Source organism: Brevibacillus sp. BC25 (assembly GCF_000282075.1).
GTDB lineage: Bacteria > Bacillota > Bacilli > Brevibacillales > Brevibacillaceae > Brevibacillus.
On record NZ_AKIX01000028.1, the window covers coordinates 285821 to 307587 of the forward strand.

Consider the following 21767-nt stretch of genomic DNA (forward strand, 5'->3'; position numbering starts at 1 on the left):
AAAACATACAATTTTCTCTTTTGTTATTAACCTTATAGGAGCTCAGGGTTCTCGTAGATGTTACCGATGACTTCGCACTTATTTATGTAAATCTGGGTGAATAAAAGATATCCGTCATTACCCAATACAGTCTTTCCTTTCAACGCATACTGGCAATCGCCTGTGAACATGACATAGCCGTTCCAATCATGATCCGGGACATGAACGATGTCTCCCTCATAAATCTCCTTACCGTTCTTGTCACGCAATCCTGTGTATTGCAGTAAATTCACTTCGTCCAAGTATTTTGAAGTGCACTCATGCGGTTCTTCTTTGTCAATGAACTCGCTTCGGAATGCTAGCGTACCTTCATCCTGCCACCAATTCAGAACCATCGGATGCATCATCTTTTCACGATCTGGGTCCCATGCTCGGAACTTAACAACCCGTCTTGATTGCATTATTTACCCACCTCCAGCAGTTCAGGATTTGAGAATTTATTACCGATGATTTCACAACGGTAGCTCGCAACGTTTTTGTACTGTCTTGACCGATTAATTTCGTCTGTTTCAACTGAGTAGCAAAGCGGATTCTTCATGCATACACCTTTGCTTGCTGTAATGATTACAGGTCCGATATGATGGCCTTCGTATGATATCCGATCATCGTAACTACCAGTTTCAGCCCTGTAATTTTGCTTCAAGATATCTCCTTCGAAAATCTCTTTTCCGTTTTTGTCGCGGAGACCAGTGAATTGCATGACATTCATTTTTTCTTTTCCTTCAACATCAGCGAAAAAACTACTGATGGATCGTGATTCCTCCGAATAAATCATGTATTGTAAAACGCCGTCCCATACCCGGAACTTTATCTCACGTCCTGCTTGCATCCTGCTCCTCCTCTGCTTCGCAATTCCACATATCCGGTTTTAAGCTGCAATAGTAGTTTTCCGGGCAACTCTTACATACATCTGGCATGTTGTCTAATTCAGACATCCCGTTCCCCTCCCCAATTCCATAGCCCTTGTTGCCCTTTTGCTGGCACCGGATCGATTTGCTTTACGTCTGTCATTTCCCAGGCGTACCGTCCCGATTCAAACCATCCAAACGAATCCTCCTGGGGACTTATCTGTTTTGTTTGACCTTTTATCCCATTCTGGAGAATTGGCACGCCACTCAAATACCCCTCACCTAAACTACGCCAGCACTCAGTGAGGTTTGCAATTGCAACCACTGCACCAGTTGGAAGATTATCTACGGTGTACCCATGTTTAGCCAGCACGCTGCGGAAAGGCTCCTCCAAGCAAATATCCTTGTCCACTTTCTTAGCGGCGTGGATCGCGATTGGCCCGCGATACCTAGTTGACCAGCTTCGTGTCTCAAATCGTTTTTCCCCGAGGGCGATCAGCGTTGCCCACGGCTGGTGGATGGTTATGGCTTTCAAGAGGTTTCCTCCTTTTCTCGTCTCCCCACTACCATTTCAATGCTGCAAGGCTCACCTAGCGACTTTGATGTGTACATCAGCCCTAAACCAATTGATTCAGTCAGGCCAATAATCACCTTTGACCGCTCATCTTGATCAAAGTGGCAAACCATTCCGCCGATTGTATAAGCGATAGTGTTCAGCAGCTCGTGCAGCTCGCCCATCGTCTTTGCTTGATCCGTCATTTGTGTTATTTCTCGAACGATTGCCTCAGATTTCATATTGCACCGTCCTTCTCACAAGTAATGTTTTGTTAAACTTGGATATCAATCTCTAGGCTAAGCAAAGCGATTGCTTCCCTATCCGTTAGTCCGTGCCTGTCTCGGATTTCCCTGCCCAAAGCCTTGAATTCCCCCATCGTTTTTGCTTCTTGCCTCTGTTTTCGATACTCCAAAACTTGTCCGATAGTAATGTTTTTAAGGTTTTCTGACATTTCACGTTTCATTTAGACGACCTCCGCTTTACGAGTCCGTGGCAAAAACATATTAGGGTCAAAATATCTCCCGTTTTCAGCAAGTCTACAATCATCACAATAGAAATCGATGTTACCTTGCCACACACAATCCTCACATCTGTCACGCTGCTTGACCATTTCAATTTCTTTCTTCATTGACTCATCCATACAAGTCCTCCTATTTATCACATCGATTGTTTTGTCAAATGCTGCATTGCTGGTATTTATCGTTCTAGAACATTTACGAGTTTTTTGTGAGAATTTTGTGAGACGAGTTTGATAGGATGAAATTGCCCATTGTAAATTTTCTTTCTTATTCGTTGATGGCACGCCGTGTGCGATGAAAGTCGCCCGCACGGTGTAGGCTCGAATGAAACCCCTCAAAAACAGAAGGGGACAAGTCGAGAATAGCGAAATTGTGGTTGGCAGTTTCTATTATTTAGCAAACAGCAGTACGAACATGATTTTCACTGGGCTTGATATTCCTTTCAGCTCTAGCGAAAATTTAAATGGTGTGATTCATCAGCCAGGAACAGCAGCGATTATCGTGAGTGAATCTGGCGATTACCAGTTTGATTACAGCGTTAACATTACTGCTGGATTTCCTCCTCCAGGTGGTCAGATAGCACTTACTGTAAACGGTATTGCTAAGAAAACCACCATCCTTGTAGTCCCAGGTGAAGTAACCGATAGTGTTGAGCTGACTTTAAACGCTGGGGATGTGGTTACATTAAAAAATACCCTCATGCCACTAACGTTAGCTGTAGAACCAACAAAAGGTGTCAAACTGGAAATAACCAAGAAGAAGTAAAAGAAGTATCCATCAACGGCCCTCGGTATAATCCGGGGGTATTTTTTTTAAGCACTGAGCTTGCCGCTTGCTCACCTAATTTATCAAATCGTGTGTTGTGTTACCCATTTCGAAGTAACGGCTTCACCATCCGTACTCTCTACAAAACTAAATATCTATTCATGCACTTTACTAAAAACCGTTTTTGTATTACCGTTTATTGTAAATATAACTACATTATTAGGAGGGGCTAACAATGCAAAAACAAGATTTGTTTGATTTAGATGTCCAGGTGAAATTCGTAAATCAAGTACAAGGAGACCTTCCACCATTGACTGTGATTATGTGCAGCTATCTAGGATGCGGAAATTCTTATGATTTCTGCTACTAAAAAATTATAAGTTTTTAAAGTATAAACTCACTGGCGACAGTGGGTTTTTGTTTTGTCCTAAGTAGATAATTGGACCTTTTTCCTCAATTACCGATTTGTTAATCAACCACATTCAAAGCTTCCAAAGCAGCGTCACAAATTGTTCTCGGGGTTATGGCATAAATGCTACTTGGGATGCTCTCATAAAAGACTAGGTACGCCAAATAGTTAGTTTCTCGCAATGTTTTGAACTTCTCTACGATCATCCACGCATCGGCTATGTTGTGGAGTGGGCGCCAGTGAGTTGCAACCTCAATTCCATTCATCTTCCAAGAGTCGAAGAACTTTTGCGTCCCTCCATCGGTTAGGTCCAGCTCTACTTCATGCTTTTCCCATCCCATCACCTTCGTTGCCAGCATTTCAATGACACGTTCTTGTTCCTTTCTACGCTTTTCCATCTCTTAGATGGCGCAATTGTCGCAAACGTCTGGCTTGCCAGTGTTATGAAGAGCGATTCCAGGATCTATGTTGTGCCCACAATAACGGCAGTTTGTCGTTTCAGACATTCAACTTTCCTCCCTAACTACTTTGTATAATTTCCTTTCCATCACCAGATGCTAAAAAAAAGGAGGTATTTCTGTTTGACACCATCAAATCAAAATCCAAATTCTAATTCTCCCCGTCCACCTGACTTTCAATTACCAAATCCAGTATTCCCACCACCCGGTGCAGTACCTCAACCTACTCCACCTCCTTGGGAACCACCTGTATTGAAGCCACCGAATGCACCACCAGATTCACCACCTGGAATAAATCCTAAACCACCAACGATTCCTCCTATAAGTGATGATCCTCCACCACCACCACCAGTCCCTTGGTGATCACTCTACGCATCTTTATCCAGGAGTAGCTTGTGCCAGCTACTCCCTACACATCAAGTTAAGTCGTAACGTTTCGTGCAAATCCCATCCCTTGCGAACCCTTTTCCATCCATGTTCCTTTATCTGATTTTCAAACCACTTCTGACTTTCTCCATTAAGATGAAACCACTCGAACGGTATATTTTTTGTTAATAGAGCCGTTCATTGACTCACTTCCCTACCTCAGCAGTAGTATTTTCATTAGTATCCCTAACAGTTGCGCGTAAGATTACAGTTAGAACCTTAGAGAGAATAAATTGGTGTCCGTAGTAAAAACTATCCCTAATATGTGGTAGGGAGGAAAGACCATGACGAGAGTCTGGAGGGAACATGATGTTGATACTACTTTTAGACGTGCCCATAGATTCATTGATGGGAATGAGACCGAAGCAATTGGGGCATTTCCGGTTTTAAAGTTTAAATCGGATAACAGTCTTGATTTAATTTTTGTAAAAGAAGCAGCAGGTAGGATGACTTCGTTTTCCGATATACATCAAAACGATTCCGCTATGATTTTTCTTCATGAGCGATTTCAAGGTTCAGATATCTATGATGGAAATAAGGCATACGTTACTGCCTTTCCTGTTCATGAATTTCATAATTCAACTGCAGCTGCAATATTACTAAATCCTGAGTCAGTAGAAACAAAACTTATCCACTGGAACGAACTTGGCTTACCACGCTTAATAAATCATTGGGGAGATATGCTTACCGCTTTTAGTATTGTTGACCATTATGCCGTTGCAAATAATTTTGCTGGTGGTTTCTTAGACTGCCACTTAAAAGACGAGCATCGTAGGCTATTTTTGTTCAAAAAAGACTACTTTGAAAGAAAAAGTGTACCTGAATGGAGACTTAACCATCTCACAAATTTTCGTTACAATTTTTCTGATCCTTCTTTTGAAGCACGAATAAGAAAAGCGCATAATGTTATTTGTTCTATCCTAGCCAGAAATTCATGTGCAGTATTAACAGAAAGTGATACCACTAAGCTTAAAGAAATGTACTATAGCGAAATGCTAGTTCACAATGCAGACTCTTCTGATCCGACTGCTTATGCATTTGCATATCCCGGCTGTAAAGGAATTTGGTTTAATGTTGATCTTATCGATTCACTTAGTGACATTGCATTCACACAAACAACATTCCATGAATTAATGCATAATCTTGGATATCACCACCCAAAGGACATTAATGATCCTACATACAATGATACAATCCCAGTTAAGGTAGAGACATGTGTCATTGGCTATGAAGACGAAACACAAAGGATACCAAATCTGTGTAAAATAATTGACGGCCCTTACGAACATTGCCCAACATAATGAGCAATATGCGCCCTATCTCCCACTTAACAAGTAGCTTGGCGGGCTGCCATTGTATGACTACTCCCTGGCCTAATTCCGGGTGTTCAACTTTATCACCAGCCACAAACGGATGCATTTCTTCCGTCTCCTATTTTTGTCCCAACTCCGTATGTCATAATGACCACAAAGGAGTTGGTTTCATGGAAAAGTCATTTTATTACTCTGTCGCGTGGTCTGAGATCAGCTATCTAAAAGAGGCCCTGACTGCAATGGAGATACCTTATGTGATTGAACAAGATTCCGACCTTCTACAGCTCGATGCTGGTCATGTTGCCCTCGTGTTCCCTGATCTTCCTGTTCGTGTGTATGGAGGCGTCCACGAACTGTTCGGGAGTCATGGACGCCGTTATCCTGAGTAGCCTTACTTCCTCCCGTTCCAAGGCGGCAATGCTCCGCCTACTTTCCAGTCGTTCACTTTCGCATTAACGATGGTTTCGTTTATCCGCTTTTGCTCGGAGGTTTTAGGAAAGCCACGTCTCCAAAGATGCTCCGGCTTCGGTTTAACGGCTGTCATATGGTTCCGCTTTTCTAGGGGAGAGGAGCAGCTTTACGCTGCCCCCGGTTCCTCACCGTTTTTTGCCATATGTTCAGCAACGAGTTTCTTGTATTTGGACCAAGCTGTTTGAAGTTTGGAGGACGAGGTGCCTATGGACGACGCAATCTTAATCCACGTTTCGCCATTTTGTTTTCGTGCAAGCAATGCTGGGAAGTCATACTCCATTTCTTCAAACGCTGGAGCTTGTCCGCTCAAGATGAATGCCACCAGTTTATCCTTGTCGATTGCGGCGACAGCTTCCTCTTGTTTATTTTCCTCCTGATCGCCGTCGTTCGTGTTGCCATCGGATTCTTCTTGGCTTTGCTGCTCTGTATCAGGTGAGTTATTCTCCGAGTCTTCGGTTTGAATTGAGGTGTTTTCAGAGCCTTCCCCGTTTTCTGAGGATTCGTCACCTTCGTTCTCCATGTCACCAGTATCTTTGTTGTCTTCCTCGCTGTTTCCGCTAATTTGAGTTACCACTCCAGACTGATCTGTTGTGACGGATAAACCGCGACGTTCTTCTCTATCATCCTCGTCAAATTCCATAGCCATTTGTGGGTTGCCAAGATTTACAGTCACTTTGTCACCGATCATATCTACTAATTTCACTAGTGAAGTTGGCTCAATGTTACCGACTAGTTCCAAGCTCAAAACCATTTTTTTATCATCCGTTGCCATTTTCTTTACCAGTGCCGTAAATTGTGCTTGATTGCTCATTTTCCACACTCTCCCTTGGATTAGAATTTAATTGCCATCTGATTTTTTGATGGTTTATTTTTTCGTGCTGGCGTGTCTCTTATGATTAGACCGCCAACAATCGGCTCTATTTCGATACGTGGGTTACTCCGATCAATTTGAAAGTCCTGATACTGTATCAATGCCTGACTGTCGTTTCTGTAAAGAATGCCTTCCAGAGCATCAGCCCAGGCTTTATCGGTGTTGTGGCAGTCTTTCTCTCTGGCATCGTTCCAGTAAATCCAAGTGCGTAGAATAACCTTCCTGGTCTCAATCATCACCCAATCGTTATCCATGGCCCACTCAACAGCAGCCTCTGCTACACGCTGTTTATAAAGCTCTCCCCACTTTCCTAGAGTTGGCGCATTTTTGACGATGGTGTACAAATGATTCCATGAAGGAACGACCCAGATATTCTCCATCTTCCTTGTTGTCTTGTTCCGCCGTCTTTTCTCCATCAGCAAGGGGATAATCAGCCTTTGCACAGCTTATGCCCCTTTCTTTATGGTCCGTGTCTTACCGGAGAAGCGATTGATCAAAACCAGTTCTGTTGTGCTATCGCGCTCAACCAGCCAGTTTGCAGGGTTTAGATTGCGTGCTTCCAATTCTTCTTTTTGTTGCCTGCTAGGTCGTTTGCCTTGTTTCATGACTGCTCTCCTCCCGTTTAGGAACCGGTATTCAACGTTTCTTGTACCTGTCGCCCCGGTGCCATATCCCAGTCGATAAATTCCTGAAACACACGTCGAAAGGCAAGGTTCACTGTTCCAACCGATCCGTCTCGATTTTTAGCAATGATGAGCTCAACTTTGCTGATTGGCTCTCCTGTTGCAAAATTAACGTACTCTTCGCTGTCATCCCTATGTAGAAAAGCAACCACATCAGCGTCTTGCTCGATATTTCCACTTTCGCGAAGACTTGAAAGGTTCGGTCGTTTTACAATCCCTTTATCAATATCCCGGTTTAACTGGGCAAGAAGTACAACTGGGCAATCCAATTCCTTAGCTAATTCTTTTAGGGTGCCAGTATACTCCCCGATCTCTTGATCACGATTAACGTTGCGGTTACGACGACCACGCCCTTTATTTCCAATCAGTCCAAGGTAGTCGATTAGGATCATACCCACCTTGCCATGCTTGCGTTTTAATGCCCGAGATTCTGCTACGATCTCGTTTAAAGCTTGCCTACCCTTATCCTCCATGTAGATATTAGAGCGATAAAACTTGTTACTTACCTGCGTGAATACTTGCCATTCGCCCTCGCTCATCTTGTTGTGGCGGATTTTCAAGAGTGGTATCTTGGCCTCTGCTGAGAGCATCCGGTTTAACAAATCTCCCTTTCTCATCTCTAGCGAGAAAATCGCAACTGGATCGCTATCAGGTTGAATGCCAGTTGTCCGTGCCATCTTCAATGCGAACGCTGTTTTCCCAACTGAAGGTCTAGCACCCAGGATGATTAATTGACCGCCGCATGCTCCGCTAGTAAGCATGTCTGCTTTGGGTATGCCCCACGACTTGCCCAGAAGGGAACCACTATCAGTTCGAGTGTTTTCGATTATGGAAATGTGATCGAGGATAAAGTCCTTTACTGCTTGCAATCCTCCGCGTTGACTTGGTCGAATTTCAGCTACTCTCTCTTCCGCCAAGTTCAGCAGCTCTTCGGCAGAATCATACTCCCCGTTCAATACTCTGGATCGGAGTGACTCCGCGTATTGGAATACTTTCCTTGTCGTTGCTGCTTCCTTGACTAATTCAGCGTGGTGGTCTACTGCTGCTGCTGAGGCAACGACACTACCGAGACTAGTCAAGTACGGTACGCCACCAATAGCATCTAGTTGTTTTTTATTACTCAATTCGGTGGTTAGTGCTACGAGGTCTATCTTTTCCCCTCTATCTCGAAGGCTGAGCAAAGATTTATATATATCTTGGTGTCCTGAGTGTGAAAAATCTTCTGGAGACAAGATCAATTCAATTTCGTCGAGGATCATCGGCTCCATGATTATGCTGCCAAGAGTTGCCTTTTCTGCTGGCAGGTTCTGTAGGCGATCAATCATGGACTCTCTCCTTTCCCAAAAAGCATTTCTTGGAAGGCCAGATCATTTGCAGCCCGCTTTTCAAATCCAGCATGTATTTGGTCTGAGCCACGGCTAATTGGAGTATTTGTTGATGGATGGTCCACACGAGCCTGAGGCATGGGAACTACTTTCCTGCGCATATTTCCATCCAGTTTGTCGTACTGTTTTCGTAATGTCCCAGCCGACAGGATATTTACTTGCCAAAAGGAATCGTCCGTTGCCCATTTGATGACAAGCTGTATGTCATATTTGCTACGCTTGTCCAACTCGATCATCTTTCGCATATCATCTGCCCATGAAGCGAGTGCAACTGGTGTGGCTTCTGGAACCTTAGCGTCTGGTTTCCAACGAAGGATACGGTCGCGGAGATACCTTGCCAAAATAAAAGCGTCTGTTGACTCGTCATAAACGCGTTTAGTGCGTTTGGGACAAGAATCTTTTTTATGTTTTACATGCTGTTCTTTAATGCTGTTCTTATATACTTCAGGAATCTCTTCGGGATTCTCTTCCGAATCTCTTCGGGAAAGCTGTTCATCAGAACCCCCTTCAACCCTTGATACATTAGGGTTTTCGGCCCCCTCTATCTTCGGGATTTCAGGTGGAATGTCTTCGGGATTCTCTTCGGGAAAATCTGACCCTTTTTGGCGGCTATAGCTACCGAGATTTTGAAATTCATCATAATGGTTGACTGTGATCAGCAAGCCGTTTTTGGTGTTCCCTCGGTAGAGTTGCCACTGGATCAATCCCATTGCCTTTAGCTGATTAAGCGAGTATTTGATTTGATCCTCGGACCAGTTTGTCTCTTTGGCATAGTCCTTCATGATGAATACAACTTGTCCACGTTTACACTTTTCGTTGTCCCTGAAATTCGCTTCGCTCATAATCTCTTGGAAGATCCATTTGTCCCTTTTGCAACGAAAGGCTAAACGGGGGAGGACGTAAAACCCCGTTGTCCCGTATTCTGCTATGCCCATCCCCTGCCCCCTCGGCGTATCAAGCAATTAAATCCATATAATGTGTGACCTTGCTTAACTTCTTTGTTTCACGGCAGTATCGGCAGGTGCCGCATCTTTTTGGTTCCGTGAAACCAGACTTTACTTCAATGATTCGAGGCATACGCCGTTCTATCTCAGCCAGCTCATCTTCAATCCGGTGTGTATCCATGCTGATTACTTCCTTATCTGGTGGATCTTCTTTGGAAACAGCGATGATGTAAGGATCGTACCAATGGCTGCGACCGTGATTGATTCGTTCCAACTCCACGTAAAGCGCCATCTGCCTCAGATAACCGTATGCCTCAACGAATGAGACATAGCAGCCAAGTTCCTTATCCCAATGCTTCCCCCGGATATCCCTGACTGTCTTGATATCCGCGATCCGTTCTCCTTCAGCATGTCGAACGTCCAGCTTTGCCTTCCATATCGCTCCTGCAAATTCTGCTGTTATGATCTTTTCTTTCTCTCCTTGCAGAAGGAAAGTTATAAACGGATCATTTGCCAATGTTTCAATCATTTTGTCTGCGACCTTGTAATGTGCATACAGTTCGCCTTTTTTTGTGAACAGTGCCGGGTTGCTCGCCTTAAATTCTTCTAGCGCTCCTTCGGCCCAAGCATGTACGTATGAACCAATTAGCAAAGCATCGCTTGGTGGCTCTATCCAAGCCCCCTTCACCTTTGCCACGGCCCTAGCCTCGCATTCAATGAAGTCCTTGTACTGGCTGTTGCTCATATAAACTAGATCAGCCTCAATCGAGTGGTAGTTCTGATTGTTCAGCTCCACCATCAGGATTTACACCACCTTGCTCTTGCTGCTGTTGTTGTTTGAATTGTTCTTCCAGCTTCGACCCATTCTCCTGAGATAATCGAATATCGAAGTAATCCTCACGCTTTCCCATGCCATCTTTCAACGAACGATACACATTTCCTAAACGAATGAAGTCATGTTCCGAGAAGGCATCTACCTTACAACCGATGTATTTTTCCACCATTTCTTTTGAAATGCTGTGCTCCTTCTCAAACAACACAAGCGCATTTCTCACCCTATCCGAGAGTGGCTCTTTATGACCGCTAACAAGTGTCACTTTGCATTGCTCAATCGCAGCATCTACAATGTCACCCGGTATGACCGAGAGAATGCATGCCCTAACCCGGCGAGCTCCCTGATTTGCTACTAGCTCATAAATATCCCGAGGGTCATCTAGCTTATTAATCGATCCGCGCGCTTTCCTCTCATGCTTCACGGTAAACGTTTTTGATTGGCGAGTGTTCGTTTCTAGGTCCCAAGCGTAGGCCATCACCGATGACTCCCCGTTTCTCTGCTCCAGCTCAATAATTCCTGAGTCGATATTTCCCCAGCATTGAGCCAGCACTTCTGCTAAACGAATGGATGGCCCTGTAACCTTTTGTCCGCCTCTCGGATATTCGTACATCGCATTTTCAGCAAGTATTTTGCGGCTGCAAGCCTTCATAATGCGACCATATGCTTCGTTTTCATCCCGCGGAAACCGCTTTGCAATCACCATTGCAGCTTGTACTTCCTGCGCCTGTCTTGTCATTAGCGCCTCAGTCCCCGCCGTTTTTGGCTGAGAAGGTGCTTGCATATATTCGGTTGGATCAAATTGTTGTAGACTCAAATAGCTCCGCCTCCTTGCACTTTCAGCTCGTTGACGTTACGATACTGCTAAGTGGTAAATGCTTCGAATCAGACTCAGCGTTGCAGCGCTGGGTCTTTTACTTTTCTTCTTGGCAATCTTCGCAAGTTCTTGGATGTCCAGGTTCCTCAAAATCGTCCATATATGCGCCGCATACTTGGCAAAGCAAACCTGATAGAATCATTTCTGCCACTTGCCCCACTCTTCACACCTCCTCTGGATTTGTTCGCGAGGCGCCACCGTCCCAACCTCTACGGCAGCCGTTGTAGTTCCTTGCCTACGCCACGTCTTGACCTCGCTATGTATTACTTGGAGGTTCGAACCTCCGTGGAAGACTCCCTCACGTGCGCTCTCATATTCTAGGAGGTCGCAGAATCTTCCACGCAGGGCCGAAGCCCGCGTTACTTTATCAAGCGTCTTGCCTGTTCCCTTATCCCCTCTACGAAATCCTCTTGATTCATCGTTGCTTTCCCCTCAACAAGAAGCTCCAATTCTTCAATAACATCCCGCACCGTCCATTCAAGCCCGCTGTCATCAACCTCAAAAGCTAAGGGTTCCAATTGCCGCTGTCTGTTAGGCTCTGTCCGTTCGACGTACTCCGGAAAATCAAGCAGTTGCTGCATGAATGACAACCTCCTCTGGCTTTTTTACTGGCTTCAAGCTATTTAGAAAGTTCCTCAATCGCTCGATCTCTTCCCAATTTTTCAAGACTATTTCTTGCCCTTCAGTCAATTTGGAGAATTCGCTGATTTTTAAAGCTCCGTTCACCTGAAATGCGGCCCAACGATCACCTTTCCAATCAATGTTTTCTACTGCTACGATGCCTCTATCCAAAAGCGATTTACTCACGGGGTTGTCCTCCTTATGTGGTTGTGGTATTCTTCCGATACAGTGTTTTTCTAAGCCGTCCGTTCGCCGCGGGCGGTTTTTTCATATTGTAGGTATGCAGCGACTTCTCTCGCTTTCAAAAGGACCGCTTTCCGCTTGCCCTTCACCATTACATACGGTGCTTTAAGAAATCGCCTCTCCCGCTCTGCCTTTACCTCCCGTAAACGAGCAGCAAGCCATAGAGCCTGTGACGCCTTGTTTTGTGCCAAACCTCTACGGTTCTCAACCGCTCTTTCTAACGCTCCAGAAGCATGTTCTAACTGTTCCTCATCCAAGTAACCGGGATTTCCACCATACATTTCGATAAGAGTATTTGCCGTGATGATAAGCCGTTTTGCTTGCCAGGCATTACCCGCTTGCTGAACCCTGACCTTCTCTTCCACTAATGCCCCAATCATAATCATGAGCTGGTCTTTATCAAACACCATGTACTGATTATTCATGTAGCCCTACCCCTTTCATCATTTTCATGAGTCCGTTTTTCATCCACTTTGATTTGTGGATAGCCCATTGTTTAATCCATGACACCTTGTACTCTCTACAAAGGATTGCTGCGAGGTTTGTACTTGCTGTGACGACATCCAATGTCTCTTGGATCAAGGTTTCGATTGCTTGCCTTTCCTGTGTTGTTAAGGATCGTGGCGGCGCACTGATAAGGCTTTCCTCTGCCTCTCGAATCACTTTCAATAGCTCGTTCATTTCGTGTTCCGTGCGATCCAGAACGGTGTGACGATTCACTTCGATTCGATCACCGCCTATGATTCCGGGGCTCGTCCCAGCAGTTGACTCTTGAGCAGCCTCCATTGACAGGTATGGGTTATCCGTTAATAGCACCGATTTCGACTTAATATCTGGAGGCGTAATAGTCCTACCCGTTGTGTAGGAGGAGATTGCCTCTCTGCTGACGTTCGTTTCGAAGCTGAATGCCATTTGAGTCATCCCCGCCTCATGGAGTGACTGGCTCAATTGCCTGCCAAAGTCGCTCATGTGTTCGCACCATCCTTACCTTCGTTATTCGATTTTCGATGTACAATGAATCCAAGCTCACTTTCCAGACTCTCCCTCGGCATCCATATGAGCCGAGGGCTTTCTTTTTCTGATTAGCTCATGCAGTCTTTCTTTGTAAGCCAGAAGTCTTGGGAGCCGACGTTGCCGTTTCTCTCGTGGCCATTTTGCTGATTGCTTGACTTTCTTGGTGTACCAGCCAATTCGTTTAACCAAATGATCGAGTTCATCCAAATTGATCACCTCACTTTCCTTTCACACAACTGCATGCAGCGTCGAGTCTTGGCAGTGACCCCACCGTGACCTTGTTATCACCCTTACCTGGTGAATTGGTGGAATGTATTAAGGCGCGGCTCATATCTTCGCTCGCTCCCGCTCTTCGACGCTCTATGCAGTTGTGTGAGGGTCGTCCAGCACTCCTTTAGGCTGTTTCCTCTTTCGTAACCGGTTGTTCTGGCTGAGTGACTTCCTTTGGTTCTGCTGGTTTTGACTTGAGTAGAATCTCCAAAGCATGGACCATACGTTTCATGTCAGGTGCGAACTCACGGTGGAATTCGATACCTTTAGGTGGTTTGATCATTGTTGGCCTCCTTTCAGGCTGATAGTTCCTTTAAGGAACATTTTTCATCAAAAAATTTTGTCCATTCTAAATCCAGTACTTTTGCTATCTTCTTGGCCACTTTCACACCAGGAGTTTTACTACCAGATTCAATGAGTGTGTAATAACTTCTCGAAATTTCGCTCTCTAAAGCGACTTGTTCTTGATTCATACCTTTTTCTTCCCGTTTAGTCTTAAGCCAATCTCTCATTTCATCACCTCCAAACGTTCCTTTAAGTAACCTTATATCGTGATTATAAGTTCCCTAAAGTAACAAGTCAACAATTTGTTATACTCTTAGTAACATTTATTTATTGTTTCTCAAAGTAACACTATAATTAAGCTATCTTATACTTGGTCGGTGATAGAATGTTGGAATTCAATATGAAAGTATTTGGAGCGCGCTTAAAAAATGAACGTGAGAAAAAAAAGAGCCTCGATTCCAAATGGACTCAAGGTTACGTTGCTGACTTAATCGGGGTTGCACGCCCCACTTATACTGCCTATGAGAATGGAACCAAACAACCTCCAATGGAGACAGTGAATAAACTCGCAGATTTGTTTAATGTAACAACTGATTATTTGCATGGGAAAACTACAACAACTTCACCTACTGATACGCCAGAATCCCCTCGATCAGAATTTGAAAACCTCTTCTTTTTCGAACTGGATAAGCTAAGCGAGGAAGATAAAAAGAAAGCCTTAGAACATGTGAGGTACTTGAGGTTTTTAGCGGAGCAACAGAAATGACAAAGAGACACGCTTAACGCTTGCGTGTCTTTGCTTTTATAAGGGAGGAGTATTCTAAAATATGGACCTTTTTGAGAAACGAGAGAATGTTGATTCAAAAGATGAACTCATTGAATTTATAAAGGCATTGAGAAACGACCTTCAAGTGAACCCTAAGGAATGGGAAAACCTATCGCTCTCTGACTTTTTGGAGGCAATGGAATCCTGGATGGAAGATACAATAGATATGGGTTATCTACCAGAACAGCCCGAGTGGAAGTCACTCGCTGCTATATTGTATATGGGGAAGATTTATGAGTAAGACTACTTGAGGTATTTGAGGTATCTTGCAGAGCAACAAAAAACGAGACTAGGTAATTGATAGCTGTCTCGTTTTTTATAATTTCATATGGTTCTGGTTCTGCTATTCTAGTAGATAGGTTTAAGCGAGTGTTTGAAGATCTGCATAGATATAGTCTAGTTCTGTATCATCTAAGTAATCTAATACTATAGTCTCAGCAATCTGGAGACTATGGTGCCTTTTAATCTTCCATAAGCATTGAGTGTTTTTTCCGATCTCACAATACTGGCACATTTTTAAGCCGTCTAGTGCCTTTTGAGAACATTTACTATGCAAATCTTGAATTTTAAAATATACACTTTGCACAAATGCTGAAAGTAACCACTTTCCTTTAACAATCTTATAAAGATCGTTAAAAGATAACTGTTTCTGGTGAGCAAAATCATCTAATTGCTCTTTTTTTCTCATTACATCAGCTAATAAAGTCGCTTTTGATGCTTGCTTGGTAACTTTCCCCTCCGAAAAACCATATCCGATTATGGCATCATAGTCTGTTTCACACGCGTTCTTCAGCGCTTCAAGTGAAAAATAATAGAGCTCTTCATAGACTTTTTTAACGTCTGACATAATAAAACAAATAACTTTATCATTAATATCATCATTACTAACTAATAAGCTATTAAGCAGATATTCTGCATGTTTTTCCGTTACAAAGTGACTTTCATATGAATAATATTTTAGTATTAAAAGACATTTCAAGTGAGATAAATCTTGGCCCCGAAAAAATCTTGCGTCCCGGTCAATTACTCCTCTTAAATACCTTTGATTAATGGGAGCCTCGTCAATTTTATCTTGAATGTCTGTAATTAGTTTTACTACCTGATCACATCCTTCAGTATAGCCTTTTATTGTCTCGATAGCCCTGATTTCTACTTTCTTGTCAATCTTTCTAGCGATCTTTTGATAAATTGGTATGTCATCTTTACCCTCAACCACTACAATAGGTCTTTTAGCCATTCGAGCTTTTGCGAGTAATTGTCCTGTACTATATGATATTTTATTTACATCAGGAGAATGGTATATTACATCTTTATTATTACTTTGTAGACTCATACCCATTATTCGTACAACTCCACTAAGAGGTTCGTGTTGAATTCTGCTATCGCAGGGCTATGTGTTGCTACAATAATTTGAGAATTCGGAACTAAATTAGTCAATAATCCCAACAGTTTTTCTTGCCATTCTATATTCAGTGATATTTCCGGCTCATCGATCATCAAAAAGTCACGATTTCTTCCCTCAATAATAAATAAGGTGAGGAATGAAAGTAAGTGCCTCTCACCACTGGATAGTTCCCCCAGTTCAAGTAATGTACCATCCTCAGTACGTATTTTTGCACCTCTATCTGAAATTACTAGTTTTTTATTTCTGCTTAAAAACTCATTAAAAATCTCTACTAGTTGACTAACTGAATAAAGGGCTACCTTCTCTTTCTCTTTCTCTAACTCACCGATCATGTTATACACTAAATTAGCTAGTAACGATTTCCCTTCAAATATATTAAAGTTTCCTAAATAACTTTTTCCTTTACTGTTTTGCTTTAGCATATCTATTATTTTTGAACTCAATTCATTTTCAGGTAGTTGTATTAGGACTTCTAATAATGTCACTCTATATTCAATTAACTTTGTGTGGAAATCACTTGGTATCATATCTGTATTTGTATAACCTTCTTCAACTACAATTGCCAATGTCTCAAATAAAGCTTTTTGCACTCTTTCTAACCGAGTCTTCCTCTCATATTGATATCTTTCAACCAAAGATATTTCAACATTATTCATTGATAAATTGTCTAACAATAAGTGCCTCTCTCCTTGAAAATCTGTTTTGAAACGCTGCTCTCGTATTCTACGAGTCCTAATTTGCGTATTTAGAAACTCGGCAAATTCAGCAGCAATAATTTGAGGGCTTATACTGCTATCATCTAATTCAATTTTTTTTATATTCCTACTCCTGAAGAACCTATTAATGTCACTGACATTTACCTTTGAATAGGGATCTGTAATTCCTCGATTTACTCCAAATAGAATCGAAGAAAATTGATCGGTAAGACCTTGCTCAAATAGCTCTGAACTAAACCACCATCCATACTCTCCGTCAGCCTCATTGTAACCTACACCTAATTCATAGTAAGTCTTTTCATAAGTATCAAAGAAAGTAATTTCTGCAGATTCAATTCTTTCTCTTACTAATATTGTTTGATTGAATGAAATAATGGCATGGATCACCCTTAATAGAGATGTTTTTCCTGTCCCATTCGAACCAAAAATTATAGTTACCTGGTCATCTGGAAAAGTAAGGCTTAAGTTACGTTCGGAACCTTTAAAACCATTTACTTTTACATGTGCTATTCGAATCAATATAATTACCTCCACAAAAACTTGATCCATTTCAACTGTTTACATTCTTTAACATGACTCAAAAGATTCGTTGCTTAACCACCAATAATTCCTCTTATTTCATCTAGTTTTTTCTGACTCTCTTTATACCTAGAGTAAAGATGGCTAACTAAATCATCAATTTCTTGTATTATCTCTTCTCTTTCTGTTCCATTAACTGTTTGCAGTTTATTTAATCTACCAGTTATCATTCTCTTTATTCCAAGAGAACTCCGTTCGCCAGCTGCATGAACTTCTACGTAAATTTCCCAGTAATCATAGTTTGGAAAATCCTCTTCCCAAATTTTCGAGATCTGTTTACCCTCTCGAGCTAGTCTAATAATTTTTTCAGAATCTCTTTGATCCATTATGATCCCTCCAAGAAGTAGTTAATGTAGCTACAGTACTATTCGATAAATAATTCTAAATACCTACACCATTCTGCCGACATAAAACGACAAAACCTCCTGATCAGTGATCAAGAGGCATAGTAATAAGCTTGTAAAAAGAATGTTGAACCATACAGCTGCCTTTAATTTTGTTTTAGATATACGCACTAATTAGAGTAATACTTCATCGTTTACTGCACATTATCTTCCCAATTATAGTTGGTCTATTGGTTTCAAACTGATGAATCAGTTCTTCTCCAAAAATGCTAATTGATTGTTCCCAAGGATGCCCTAAATATCCCCACTTAAAATCTTTATTCAAAAAGAAGTAATAGTCACCATCTGGGTAAAACCCTATCCTTGCATTGCCATTCTCTAAATGCGGATTGTAGTGGTACGATGTGTGGTGCCAATCCAGTGCGTAGATGTATTCGTCAGACCCAGTTACCGCTCTAAAGTTGGTAATGCACTTTTCCTCCAGATCATCGATATCGTCATCCGTATATTCAGTAATATCAAAAGTAACAAAAGGTACCGGTAAACGATAGGAAGGCCAATCACTGCTATGGACACTAGGTTTGAAATTGAAATCCTTATAAAAATTATCCCAAACCAGACCATATTGCTCATGCGACAATGGAATCCAATTGTCCATTTTTATCTCCTCTGAATTTATTTTTGATCCATTCATCTATTCCTGTGCCTATCACGGACCAACTAATTCCCGTAGCAGTTAATCTTCAAAAATTATACATTGTTTTTAGAATGGAAAATAGTCTCAGCATCTGGTAAAATACACCCACAAGAACAAACGTTCCCAAGAGGTGATCTGATGAAATTGTCCTACTCTCCTACCTCACTTGAATCCTGGATAAGCCACTTTTACAGAAAACTTGGGATAAAAACACCTGACGAATTAGACGAGCAGCGTATTGCAAGATCACTAGGCATCCATCTTTTTTATAAAGAGATCCCATCAATGTCATATGAGTACGGCCGTTTCAAAAGTATAACGATAGACAAACGACTCCCTTCACTTGTGCAAAGGGAGCACTTTTACCATGAGCTATGCCATATCCTTCGTCACTCAGGACGCCAACTAATGATGCCCGCTTCCTTTCGTGAGCTACAGGAATGGGATGCAAGGAATTTTACAAGGTATGCTGCGCTGCCACTCCATATGATTGCTGCTTATGATTTCAAGCAGCCTGATATTTTAGACATTTTATCGGACCACTTTAAAGTGACACCGCAACTATGCGGAGCACGATTACAAAAAATGCATGATAGATTAAAACTTGCTGTAGACTAACTTTCCCCTGCTTAAATAGCAGGTTTTTTCATTTTTCGCCATTACTTAAAAGTAAATATGGTAATATTCCTGATTTTCGACATAATACGACGGATTTTTTACCTATAAAACATTATTATACGTGTAACTACTAAAATATGCCTATTCTAAGAGGAATGCTTATGGACCTATCAAAGCTTATGTCAGATGCAACAATAATACGGTTCTTAATCCCTATTGTTCTAATGATCTGTAATAATCACACCATTTAGATAATTGAAAGGTTGACCCGAATGACTAGTACGGAATTACTGAATTTATTTGATAAACTGGGTTTACCGACCTATATTACAAGTGCAGTAGTTATTGTCTTATTTATGATTTACAAATTCGATGTGTTAACACTCTTTTCAGCTAGTAGCATTGAATTACGGTTACTAACTAAAGAGCAACGTATCACAAATAAAATATTCACCTTTATTCTAACCAACATGATGCTTGCCCTTCTCACAAGTGTTTTGGTTATGGTATATATCGAATACGATTTATTGTTAGGCGATATGAATCAAGTTTTATTTAGTGTTCTTTTTTTCGTATCTACAATGCATACCAGTCTTGCTTACATAATAACGGAGACATCAAGCTTAAACTCACTAAGAAACAACAAGACTTTCCGCATAGTAAGTATAGTCTTGGTTTTTTGCACCTTTCCATATTTGAGTCTAATTATTACTCCTATTACTGCTGAGGCTGTCCAGCAACAAAACGGTATGAGTTTTAAAATTTTTACCACAATGTTCTTAACTGCAAATATCTTTACACCACTTTATTTTTTTTATTTCATTATCATTAACAAGATGATGGTCCCAAAAAAGGCTTACTACATAGAAATGAATGCTTCCAGTTCACCATTATCAATTATTTATCCTAACTCATCACCATCAGTACAAATTGAGAAATGGTACCTAATTCATCCTATTAATAAAGATCAATTATTATTGGCAGAAGATTCGAATTTGGTTCTCGCCAAAAAGGTAAAACTAATCGCTAGAACTGAGCTCACTCAATATGTGGTTAAGATTGAATGAAAATATGCAATCAAATAAAATGCTCTAAATTTAAGTTCATGGAGCACTTTTCACCAAAGAAGTCTGTACTTCAATAAGTTTTTAGAGCATTTCAAAGGATAAAATGCAGTATTTCACCATAAAATTTGAGGAGTGATATGCTTTGATGATATACAATGACCTCGAAGATTTCAAAAAAACAAACCTATTGTTTTTTTTAGATAAGGCTGGACTTCATGAACTGAATAAATTAAAAGTTCAATTTCATGTTAAACCTGGAAGATCATCTAAAGATTTCAAAAACAATGTAGTTGATGCTCTGTTTTTAGATCAAATTCCTCTTACTTTTTTTATCGAATGGCTTTCCCATATACACCTGGAAGGAAATAACATGCTTTTTATTTTTGAATCTACTGATCACCATTTATTTGATAGTAATCCCATTGATCAGTTATACACTAAGACTATACCGAAAATCACTCCTATTTATGAGTTAAATACCCAATCAATAAATGACATATCTTTAGTAAATGTAAAAAGAGATACAAATAAAAATCAGCTGATTTTCACTTTGGCTGCTCCTTCAAAAATTATCCACAAAGATGTTGCTACCAAAGAACTCGAAATAATTGATGATATTTATCTTTGCTATATCACTATGGACTATGACTTAAAACATTTTGTACTAATGATGCATCCCACTGACAATCTATACTCACTTAATGGTGAGGAAAGAAACGATTGGGATGATCATATATGGTTATTCATGCATAAATTCAAAAATAAAGTAATTAACTTCAAATATGACGATCCAGACTGGGTCACAGGAGCACTCATTGATATAACAGAAGAGTACTTTCATCACAATAATCCACTGATTACCCAGAAACTAACTGAATTTGAAACGAGTATTTTATCAAAAGCTGTTAAGCAAATTACTGCGAACGAGCCAACATTTAAAAGAGCCGATTATATGACACGAATATCAAAATCAATTTCAAGATTATATGAGAAAGAACTTGTCAATCTTTATAAGGTAATAGAGAAAGAAAAACCATTTGACATCTTTCTTCATAAAGCTGGAAAAGATGTAACTGAATTTAAAGCAAATGCTAGAGGAAACGGATTAAGTTATGCACAATGTGCTGAGATTGTGCGATTGATAGGGGAAAATAGCGTTATTACAACACTTGGAATAATACATAAAGTAGAGGATAATGGAGAAAAGAAAAAATTTCCTTATTCTGTCTCTAAAACTGATAAGTTTTATTCATTAAAAAGGACATCAACCGCAACAACTGTAAAGGAGGTCGTTGATGATGTTTTACGAAAGCTTACTAGCTATAAACAAGAAGTTCAACCTACCTTTGCAGGTGTTGGAGAGGTTGAACGAAGAACTGAATTCAATAAATCCTAATGATGTGGTCTCCCCACGTTTACTCTCTAGAAAAGTTAAATTACCCTTAGCGACGACTGAAGAAATATTAATAGATTTGTCTTATGAAAAGATCATCGGAGTTAAGTATATTGTTACATGTCGCAATCCACAAGAAGATTTTCAACATGCGTTTACTTTCTCGCAAAGAAAAGAGTTAGTCAAATTTATTCTCCTCAAAGGGCGAAAATGCCCAGATTGCGGATCACCATTAAATACAGATGACATTAGAGTTGCTTTTATTATTATGGAACAACAATTAACATAGGGGTT

The 21767-nt window shown here is 41.1% G+C and carries 36 protein-coding genes; 9 read left to right on the forward strand and 27 right to left on the reverse strand.

The genetic code is table 11. The features are described 5' to 3' along the window. Positions 1-32: 32 nt before the first annotated feature. The 7 genes from PMI05_RS07665 to PMI05_RS30675 are packed head-to-tail and all read right to left on the reverse strand — an operon-like array spanning position 33 to position 2083. Complete coding sequence (locus PMI05_RS07665) at positions 33-440, reverse strand: YopX family protein (RefSeq protein ID WP_007719567.1); 408 nt, start codon at positions 438-440, stop codon at positions 33-35. Next, a complete protein-coding gene (locus PMI05_RS07670; protein WP_007719569.1) occupies positions 440-868 on the reverse strand; it encodes a YopX family protein in 429 nt (142 codons plus the stop codon). Before PMI05_RS07670 ends, PMI05_RS07665 begins: the two co-directional genes overlap by 1 nt. Next, the gene (locus PMI05_RS31620; protein ID WP_007719571.1) at positions 852-974 is read right to left on the reverse strand and encodes a hypothetical protein; all 123 of its coding nucleotides are present in this window, start codon (positions 972-974) and stop codon (positions 852-854) included. The genes PMI05_RS07670 and PMI05_RS31620 overlap by 17 nt, the downstream gene beginning before the upstream one ends. Continuing rightward, positions 967-1422, reverse strand: a complete 456-nt coding sequence (locus tag PMI05_RS07675) for an ASCH domain-containing protein (protein WP_007719573.1) — start codon at positions 1420-1422, stop codon at positions 967-969. Before PMI05_RS07675 ends, PMI05_RS31620 begins: the two co-directional genes overlap by 8 nt. Next, entirely contained in the window at positions 1419-1682 is a 264-nt protein-coding gene (locus PMI05_RS07680; protein WP_007719574.1) for a hypothetical protein, read from the reverse strand. Before PMI05_RS07680 ends, PMI05_RS07675 begins: the two co-directional genes overlap by 4 nt. Before the next feature lie 32 nt (positions 1683-1714). Continuing rightward, complete coding sequence (locus PMI05_RS07685) at positions 1715-1906, reverse strand: hypothetical protein (RefSeq protein WP_007719575.1); 192 nt, start codon at positions 1904-1906, stop codon at positions 1715-1717. Then, positions 1907-2083 (reverse strand): hypothetical protein, encoded by a 177-nt coding sequence (locus tag PMI05_RS30675; RefSeq protein ID WP_007719576.1) that lies wholly within the window; start codon positions 2081-2083, stop codon positions 1907-1909. It lies immediately after the preceding gene. A 202-nt stretch (positions 2084-2285) separates the two neighbouring features. On the opposite strand from PMI05_RS30675, the gene PMI05_RS07690 reads away from it, so the two are divergent. Then, positions 2286-2726: a hypothetical protein gene (locus PMI05_RS07690; protein WP_007719578.1), complete on the forward strand. Its 441-nt coding sequence runs from the start codon at positions 2286-2288 to the stop codon at positions 2724-2726. 468 nt (positions 2727-3194) lie between these two features. Here the strand turns inward: PMI05_RS07690 and PMI05_RS07695 are convergent, their stop codons facing one another. Beyond that, positions 3195-3533 carry a hypothetical protein gene (locus PMI05_RS07695; protein ID WP_007719581.1) on the reverse strand — a complete coding sequence of 113 codons (339 nt, stop codon included), beginning with the start codon at positions 3531-3533 and terminating at the stop codon, positions 3195-3197. 770 nt (positions 3534-4303) lie between these two features. Between PMI05_RS07695 and PMI05_RS07700 the strand changes: the two genes are divergently transcribed. Both PMI05_RS07700 and PMI05_RS07705 read left to right on the forward strand, forming a co-directional pair. Continuing rightward, positions 4304-5320 (forward strand): hypothetical protein, encoded by a 1017-nt coding sequence (locus PMI05_RS07700; RefSeq protein WP_007719586.1) that lies wholly within the window; start codon positions 4304-4306, stop codon positions 5318-5320. 182 nt (positions 5321-5502) lie between these two features. Continuing rightward, positions 5503-5721 carry a hypothetical protein gene (locus PMI05_RS07705; RefSeq protein WP_007719589.1) on the forward strand — a complete coding sequence of 73 codons (219 nt, stop codon included), beginning with the start codon at positions 5503-5505 and terminating at the stop codon, positions 5719-5721. Between the two features lie 188 nt (positions 5722-5909). On the opposite strand, the gene PMI05_RS07710 is transcribed toward PMI05_RS07705, so the two are convergent. The 15 genes from PMI05_RS07710 to PMI05_RS07765 all read right to left on the reverse strand — a co-directional run bounded on the left by PMI05_RS07710 (position 5910) and on the right by PMI05_RS07765 (position 14055). After that, a complete protein-coding gene (locus PMI05_RS07710; RefSeq protein ID WP_007719591.1) occupies positions 5910-6614 on the reverse strand; it encodes a hypothetical protein in 705 nt (234 codons plus the stop codon). A 20-nt stretch (positions 6615-6634) separates the two neighbouring features. Further along, the gene (locus PMI05_RS07715; RefSeq protein ID WP_007719593.1) at positions 6635-7117 is read right to left on the reverse strand and encodes a RusA family crossover junction endodeoxyribonuclease; all 483 of its coding nucleotides are present in this window, start codon (positions 7115-7117) and stop codon (positions 6635-6637) included. 3 nt (positions 7118-7120) lie between these two features. Next, a complete protein-coding gene (locus PMI05_RS31010; RefSeq protein ID WP_007719595.1) occupies positions 7121-7279 on the reverse strand; it encodes a hypothetical protein in 159 nt (52 codons plus the stop codon). 17 nt (positions 7280-7296) lie between these two features. Continuing rightward, entirely contained in the window at positions 7297-8682 is a 1386-nt protein-coding gene (locus PMI05_RS07720; protein ID WP_007719597.1) for a replicative DNA helicase, read from the reverse strand. Further along, a complete protein-coding gene (locus tag PMI05_RS07725; protein ID WP_007719605.1) occupies positions 8679-9677 on the reverse strand; it encodes a hypothetical protein in 999 nt (332 codons plus the stop codon). Before PMI05_RS07725 ends, PMI05_RS07720 begins: the two co-directional genes overlap by 4 nt. Positions 9678-9696: 19 nt before the next feature. Then, positions 9697-10485: a PD-(D/E)XK nuclease-like domain-containing protein gene (locus PMI05_RS07730; RefSeq protein WP_007719608.1), complete on the reverse strand. Its 789-nt coding sequence runs from the start codon at positions 10483-10485 to the stop codon at positions 9697-9699. Continuing rightward, positions 10448-11302 carry a hypothetical protein gene (locus PMI05_RS07735; protein ID WP_052006418.1) on the reverse strand — a complete coding sequence of 285 codons (855 nt, stop codon included), beginning with the start codon at positions 11300-11302 and terminating at the stop codon, positions 10448-10450. The genes PMI05_RS07730 and PMI05_RS07735 overlap by 38 nt, the downstream gene beginning before the upstream one ends. A 130-nt stretch (positions 11303-11432) precedes the next feature. Beyond that, the gene (locus PMI05_RS31625; RefSeq protein WP_255344490.1) at positions 11433-11555 is read right to left on the reverse strand and encodes a hypothetical protein; all 123 of its coding nucleotides are present in this window, start codon (positions 11553-11555) and stop codon (positions 11433-11435) included. Positions 11556-11754: 199 nt separating this feature from the next. Next, on the reverse strand, positions 11755-11976 hold the full coding sequence (locus PMI05_RS07740; protein WP_007719610.1) for a hypothetical protein: 222 nt from the start codon (positions 11974-11976) through the stop codon (positions 11755-11757). Next, positions 11960-12202, reverse strand: coding sequence for a hypothetical protein (locus PMI05_RS07745; RefSeq protein ID WP_007719615.1), 243 nt, complete (start codon positions 12200-12202; stop codon positions 11960-11962). The genes PMI05_RS07740 and PMI05_RS07745 overlap by 17 nt, the downstream gene beginning before the upstream one ends. 50 nt (positions 12203-12252) lie before the next feature. After that, a complete protein-coding gene (locus PMI05_RS07750) occupies positions 12253-12684 on the reverse strand; it encodes a hypothetical protein (protein WP_007719617.1) in 432 nt (143 codons plus the stop codon). Next, entirely contained in the window at positions 12677-13228 is a 552-nt protein-coding gene (locus PMI05_RS07755) for a hypothetical protein (protein ID WP_007719620.1), read from the reverse strand. The genes PMI05_RS07750 and PMI05_RS07755 overlap by 8 nt, the downstream gene beginning before the upstream one ends. A gap of 113 nt (positions 13229-13341) precedes the next feature. After that, positions 13342-13476, reverse strand: coding sequence for a hypothetical protein (locus tag PMI05_RS31630; RefSeq protein ID WP_255344491.1), 135 nt, complete (start codon positions 13474-13476; stop codon positions 13342-13344). Between the two features lie 191 nt (positions 13477-13667). Continuing rightward, positions 13668-13826, reverse strand: a complete 159-nt coding sequence (locus PMI05_RS31015; protein WP_007719622.1) for a hypothetical protein — start codon at positions 13824-13826, stop codon at positions 13668-13670. 13 nt (positions 13827-13839) lie between these two features. After that, on the reverse strand, positions 13840-14055 hold the full coding sequence (locus PMI05_RS07765) for a helix-turn-helix transcriptional regulator (RefSeq protein ID WP_007719623.1): 216 nt from the start codon (positions 14053-14055) through the stop codon (positions 13840-13842). Positions 14056-14228: 173 nt separating this feature from the next. On the opposite strand from PMI05_RS07765, the gene PMI05_RS07770 reads away from it, so the two are divergent. Together PMI05_RS07770 and PMI05_RS07775 are read left to right on the forward strand one after the other, a co-directional pair. Then, a complete protein-coding gene (locus tag PMI05_RS07770) occupies positions 14229-14594 on the forward strand; it encodes a helix-turn-helix domain-containing protein (RefSeq protein ID WP_007719624.1) in 366 nt (121 codons plus the stop codon). A gap of 61 nt (positions 14595-14655) precedes the next feature. Beyond that, the gene (locus PMI05_RS07775) at positions 14656-14895 is read left to right on the forward strand and encodes a hypothetical protein (RefSeq protein WP_007719625.1); all 240 of its coding nucleotides are present in this window, start codon (positions 14656-14658) and stop codon (positions 14893-14895) included. A gap of 120 nt (positions 14896-15015) precedes the next feature. On the opposite strand, the gene PMI05_RS07780 is transcribed toward PMI05_RS07775, so the two are convergent. From PMI05_RS07780 to PMI05_RS07795, 4 genes are all read right to left on the reverse strand, one after another. Beyond that, positions 15016-15993 (reverse strand): DUF4435 domain-containing protein, encoded by a 978-nt coding sequence (locus PMI05_RS07780; RefSeq protein ID WP_007719626.1) that lies wholly within the window; start codon positions 15991-15993, stop codon positions 15016-15018. Then, positions 15993-17294, reverse strand: a complete 1302-nt coding sequence (locus PMI05_RS07785) for an AAA family ATPase (RefSeq protein ID WP_007719627.1) — start codon at positions 17292-17294, stop codon at positions 15993-15995. The genes PMI05_RS07780 and PMI05_RS07785 overlap by 1 nt, the downstream gene beginning before the upstream one ends. A gap of 74 nt (positions 17295-17368) precedes the next feature. Then, positions 17369-17680 carry a hypothetical protein gene (locus PMI05_RS07790; protein ID WP_007719628.1) on the reverse strand — a complete coding sequence of 104 codons (312 nt, stop codon included), beginning with the start codon at positions 17678-17680 and terminating at the stop codon, positions 17369-17371. A 205-nt stretch (positions 17681-17885) separates the two neighbouring features. Next, positions 17886-18356, reverse strand: a complete 471-nt coding sequence (locus PMI05_RS07795) for a DUF2716 domain-containing protein (RefSeq protein WP_007719629.1) — start codon at positions 18354-18356, stop codon at positions 17886-17888. A 177-nt stretch (positions 18357-18533) separates the two neighbouring features. Between PMI05_RS07795 and PMI05_RS07800 the strand changes: the two genes are divergently transcribed. The 4 genes from PMI05_RS07800 to PMI05_RS30680 all read left to right on the forward strand — a co-directional run bounded on the left by PMI05_RS07800 (position 18534) and on the right by PMI05_RS30680 (position 21762). After that, positions 18534-19013 carry an ImmA/IrrE family metallo-endopeptidase gene (locus PMI05_RS07800; RefSeq protein WP_007719630.1) on the forward strand — a complete coding sequence of 160 codons (480 nt, stop codon included), beginning with the start codon at positions 18534-18536 and terminating at the stop codon, positions 19011-19013. Between the two features lie 272 nt (positions 19014-19285). Next, positions 19286-20080: a hypothetical protein gene (locus PMI05_RS07805; RefSeq protein WP_007719632.1), complete on the forward strand. Its 795-nt coding sequence runs from the start codon at positions 19286-19288 to the stop codon at positions 20078-20080. A 142-nt stretch (positions 20081-20222) separates the two neighbouring features. Next, entirely contained in the window at positions 20223-21476 is a 1254-nt protein-coding gene (locus tag PMI05_RS07810) for a hypothetical protein (RefSeq protein WP_157230864.1), read from the forward strand. Then, positions 21445-21762 (forward strand): hypothetical protein, encoded by a 318-nt coding sequence (locus PMI05_RS30680; protein WP_157230866.1) that lies wholly within the window; start codon positions 21445-21447, stop codon positions 21760-21762. Before PMI05_RS07810 ends, PMI05_RS30680 begins: the two co-directional genes overlap by 32 nt. The last annotated feature ends 5 nt before the right edge of the window (positions 21763-21767 follow it).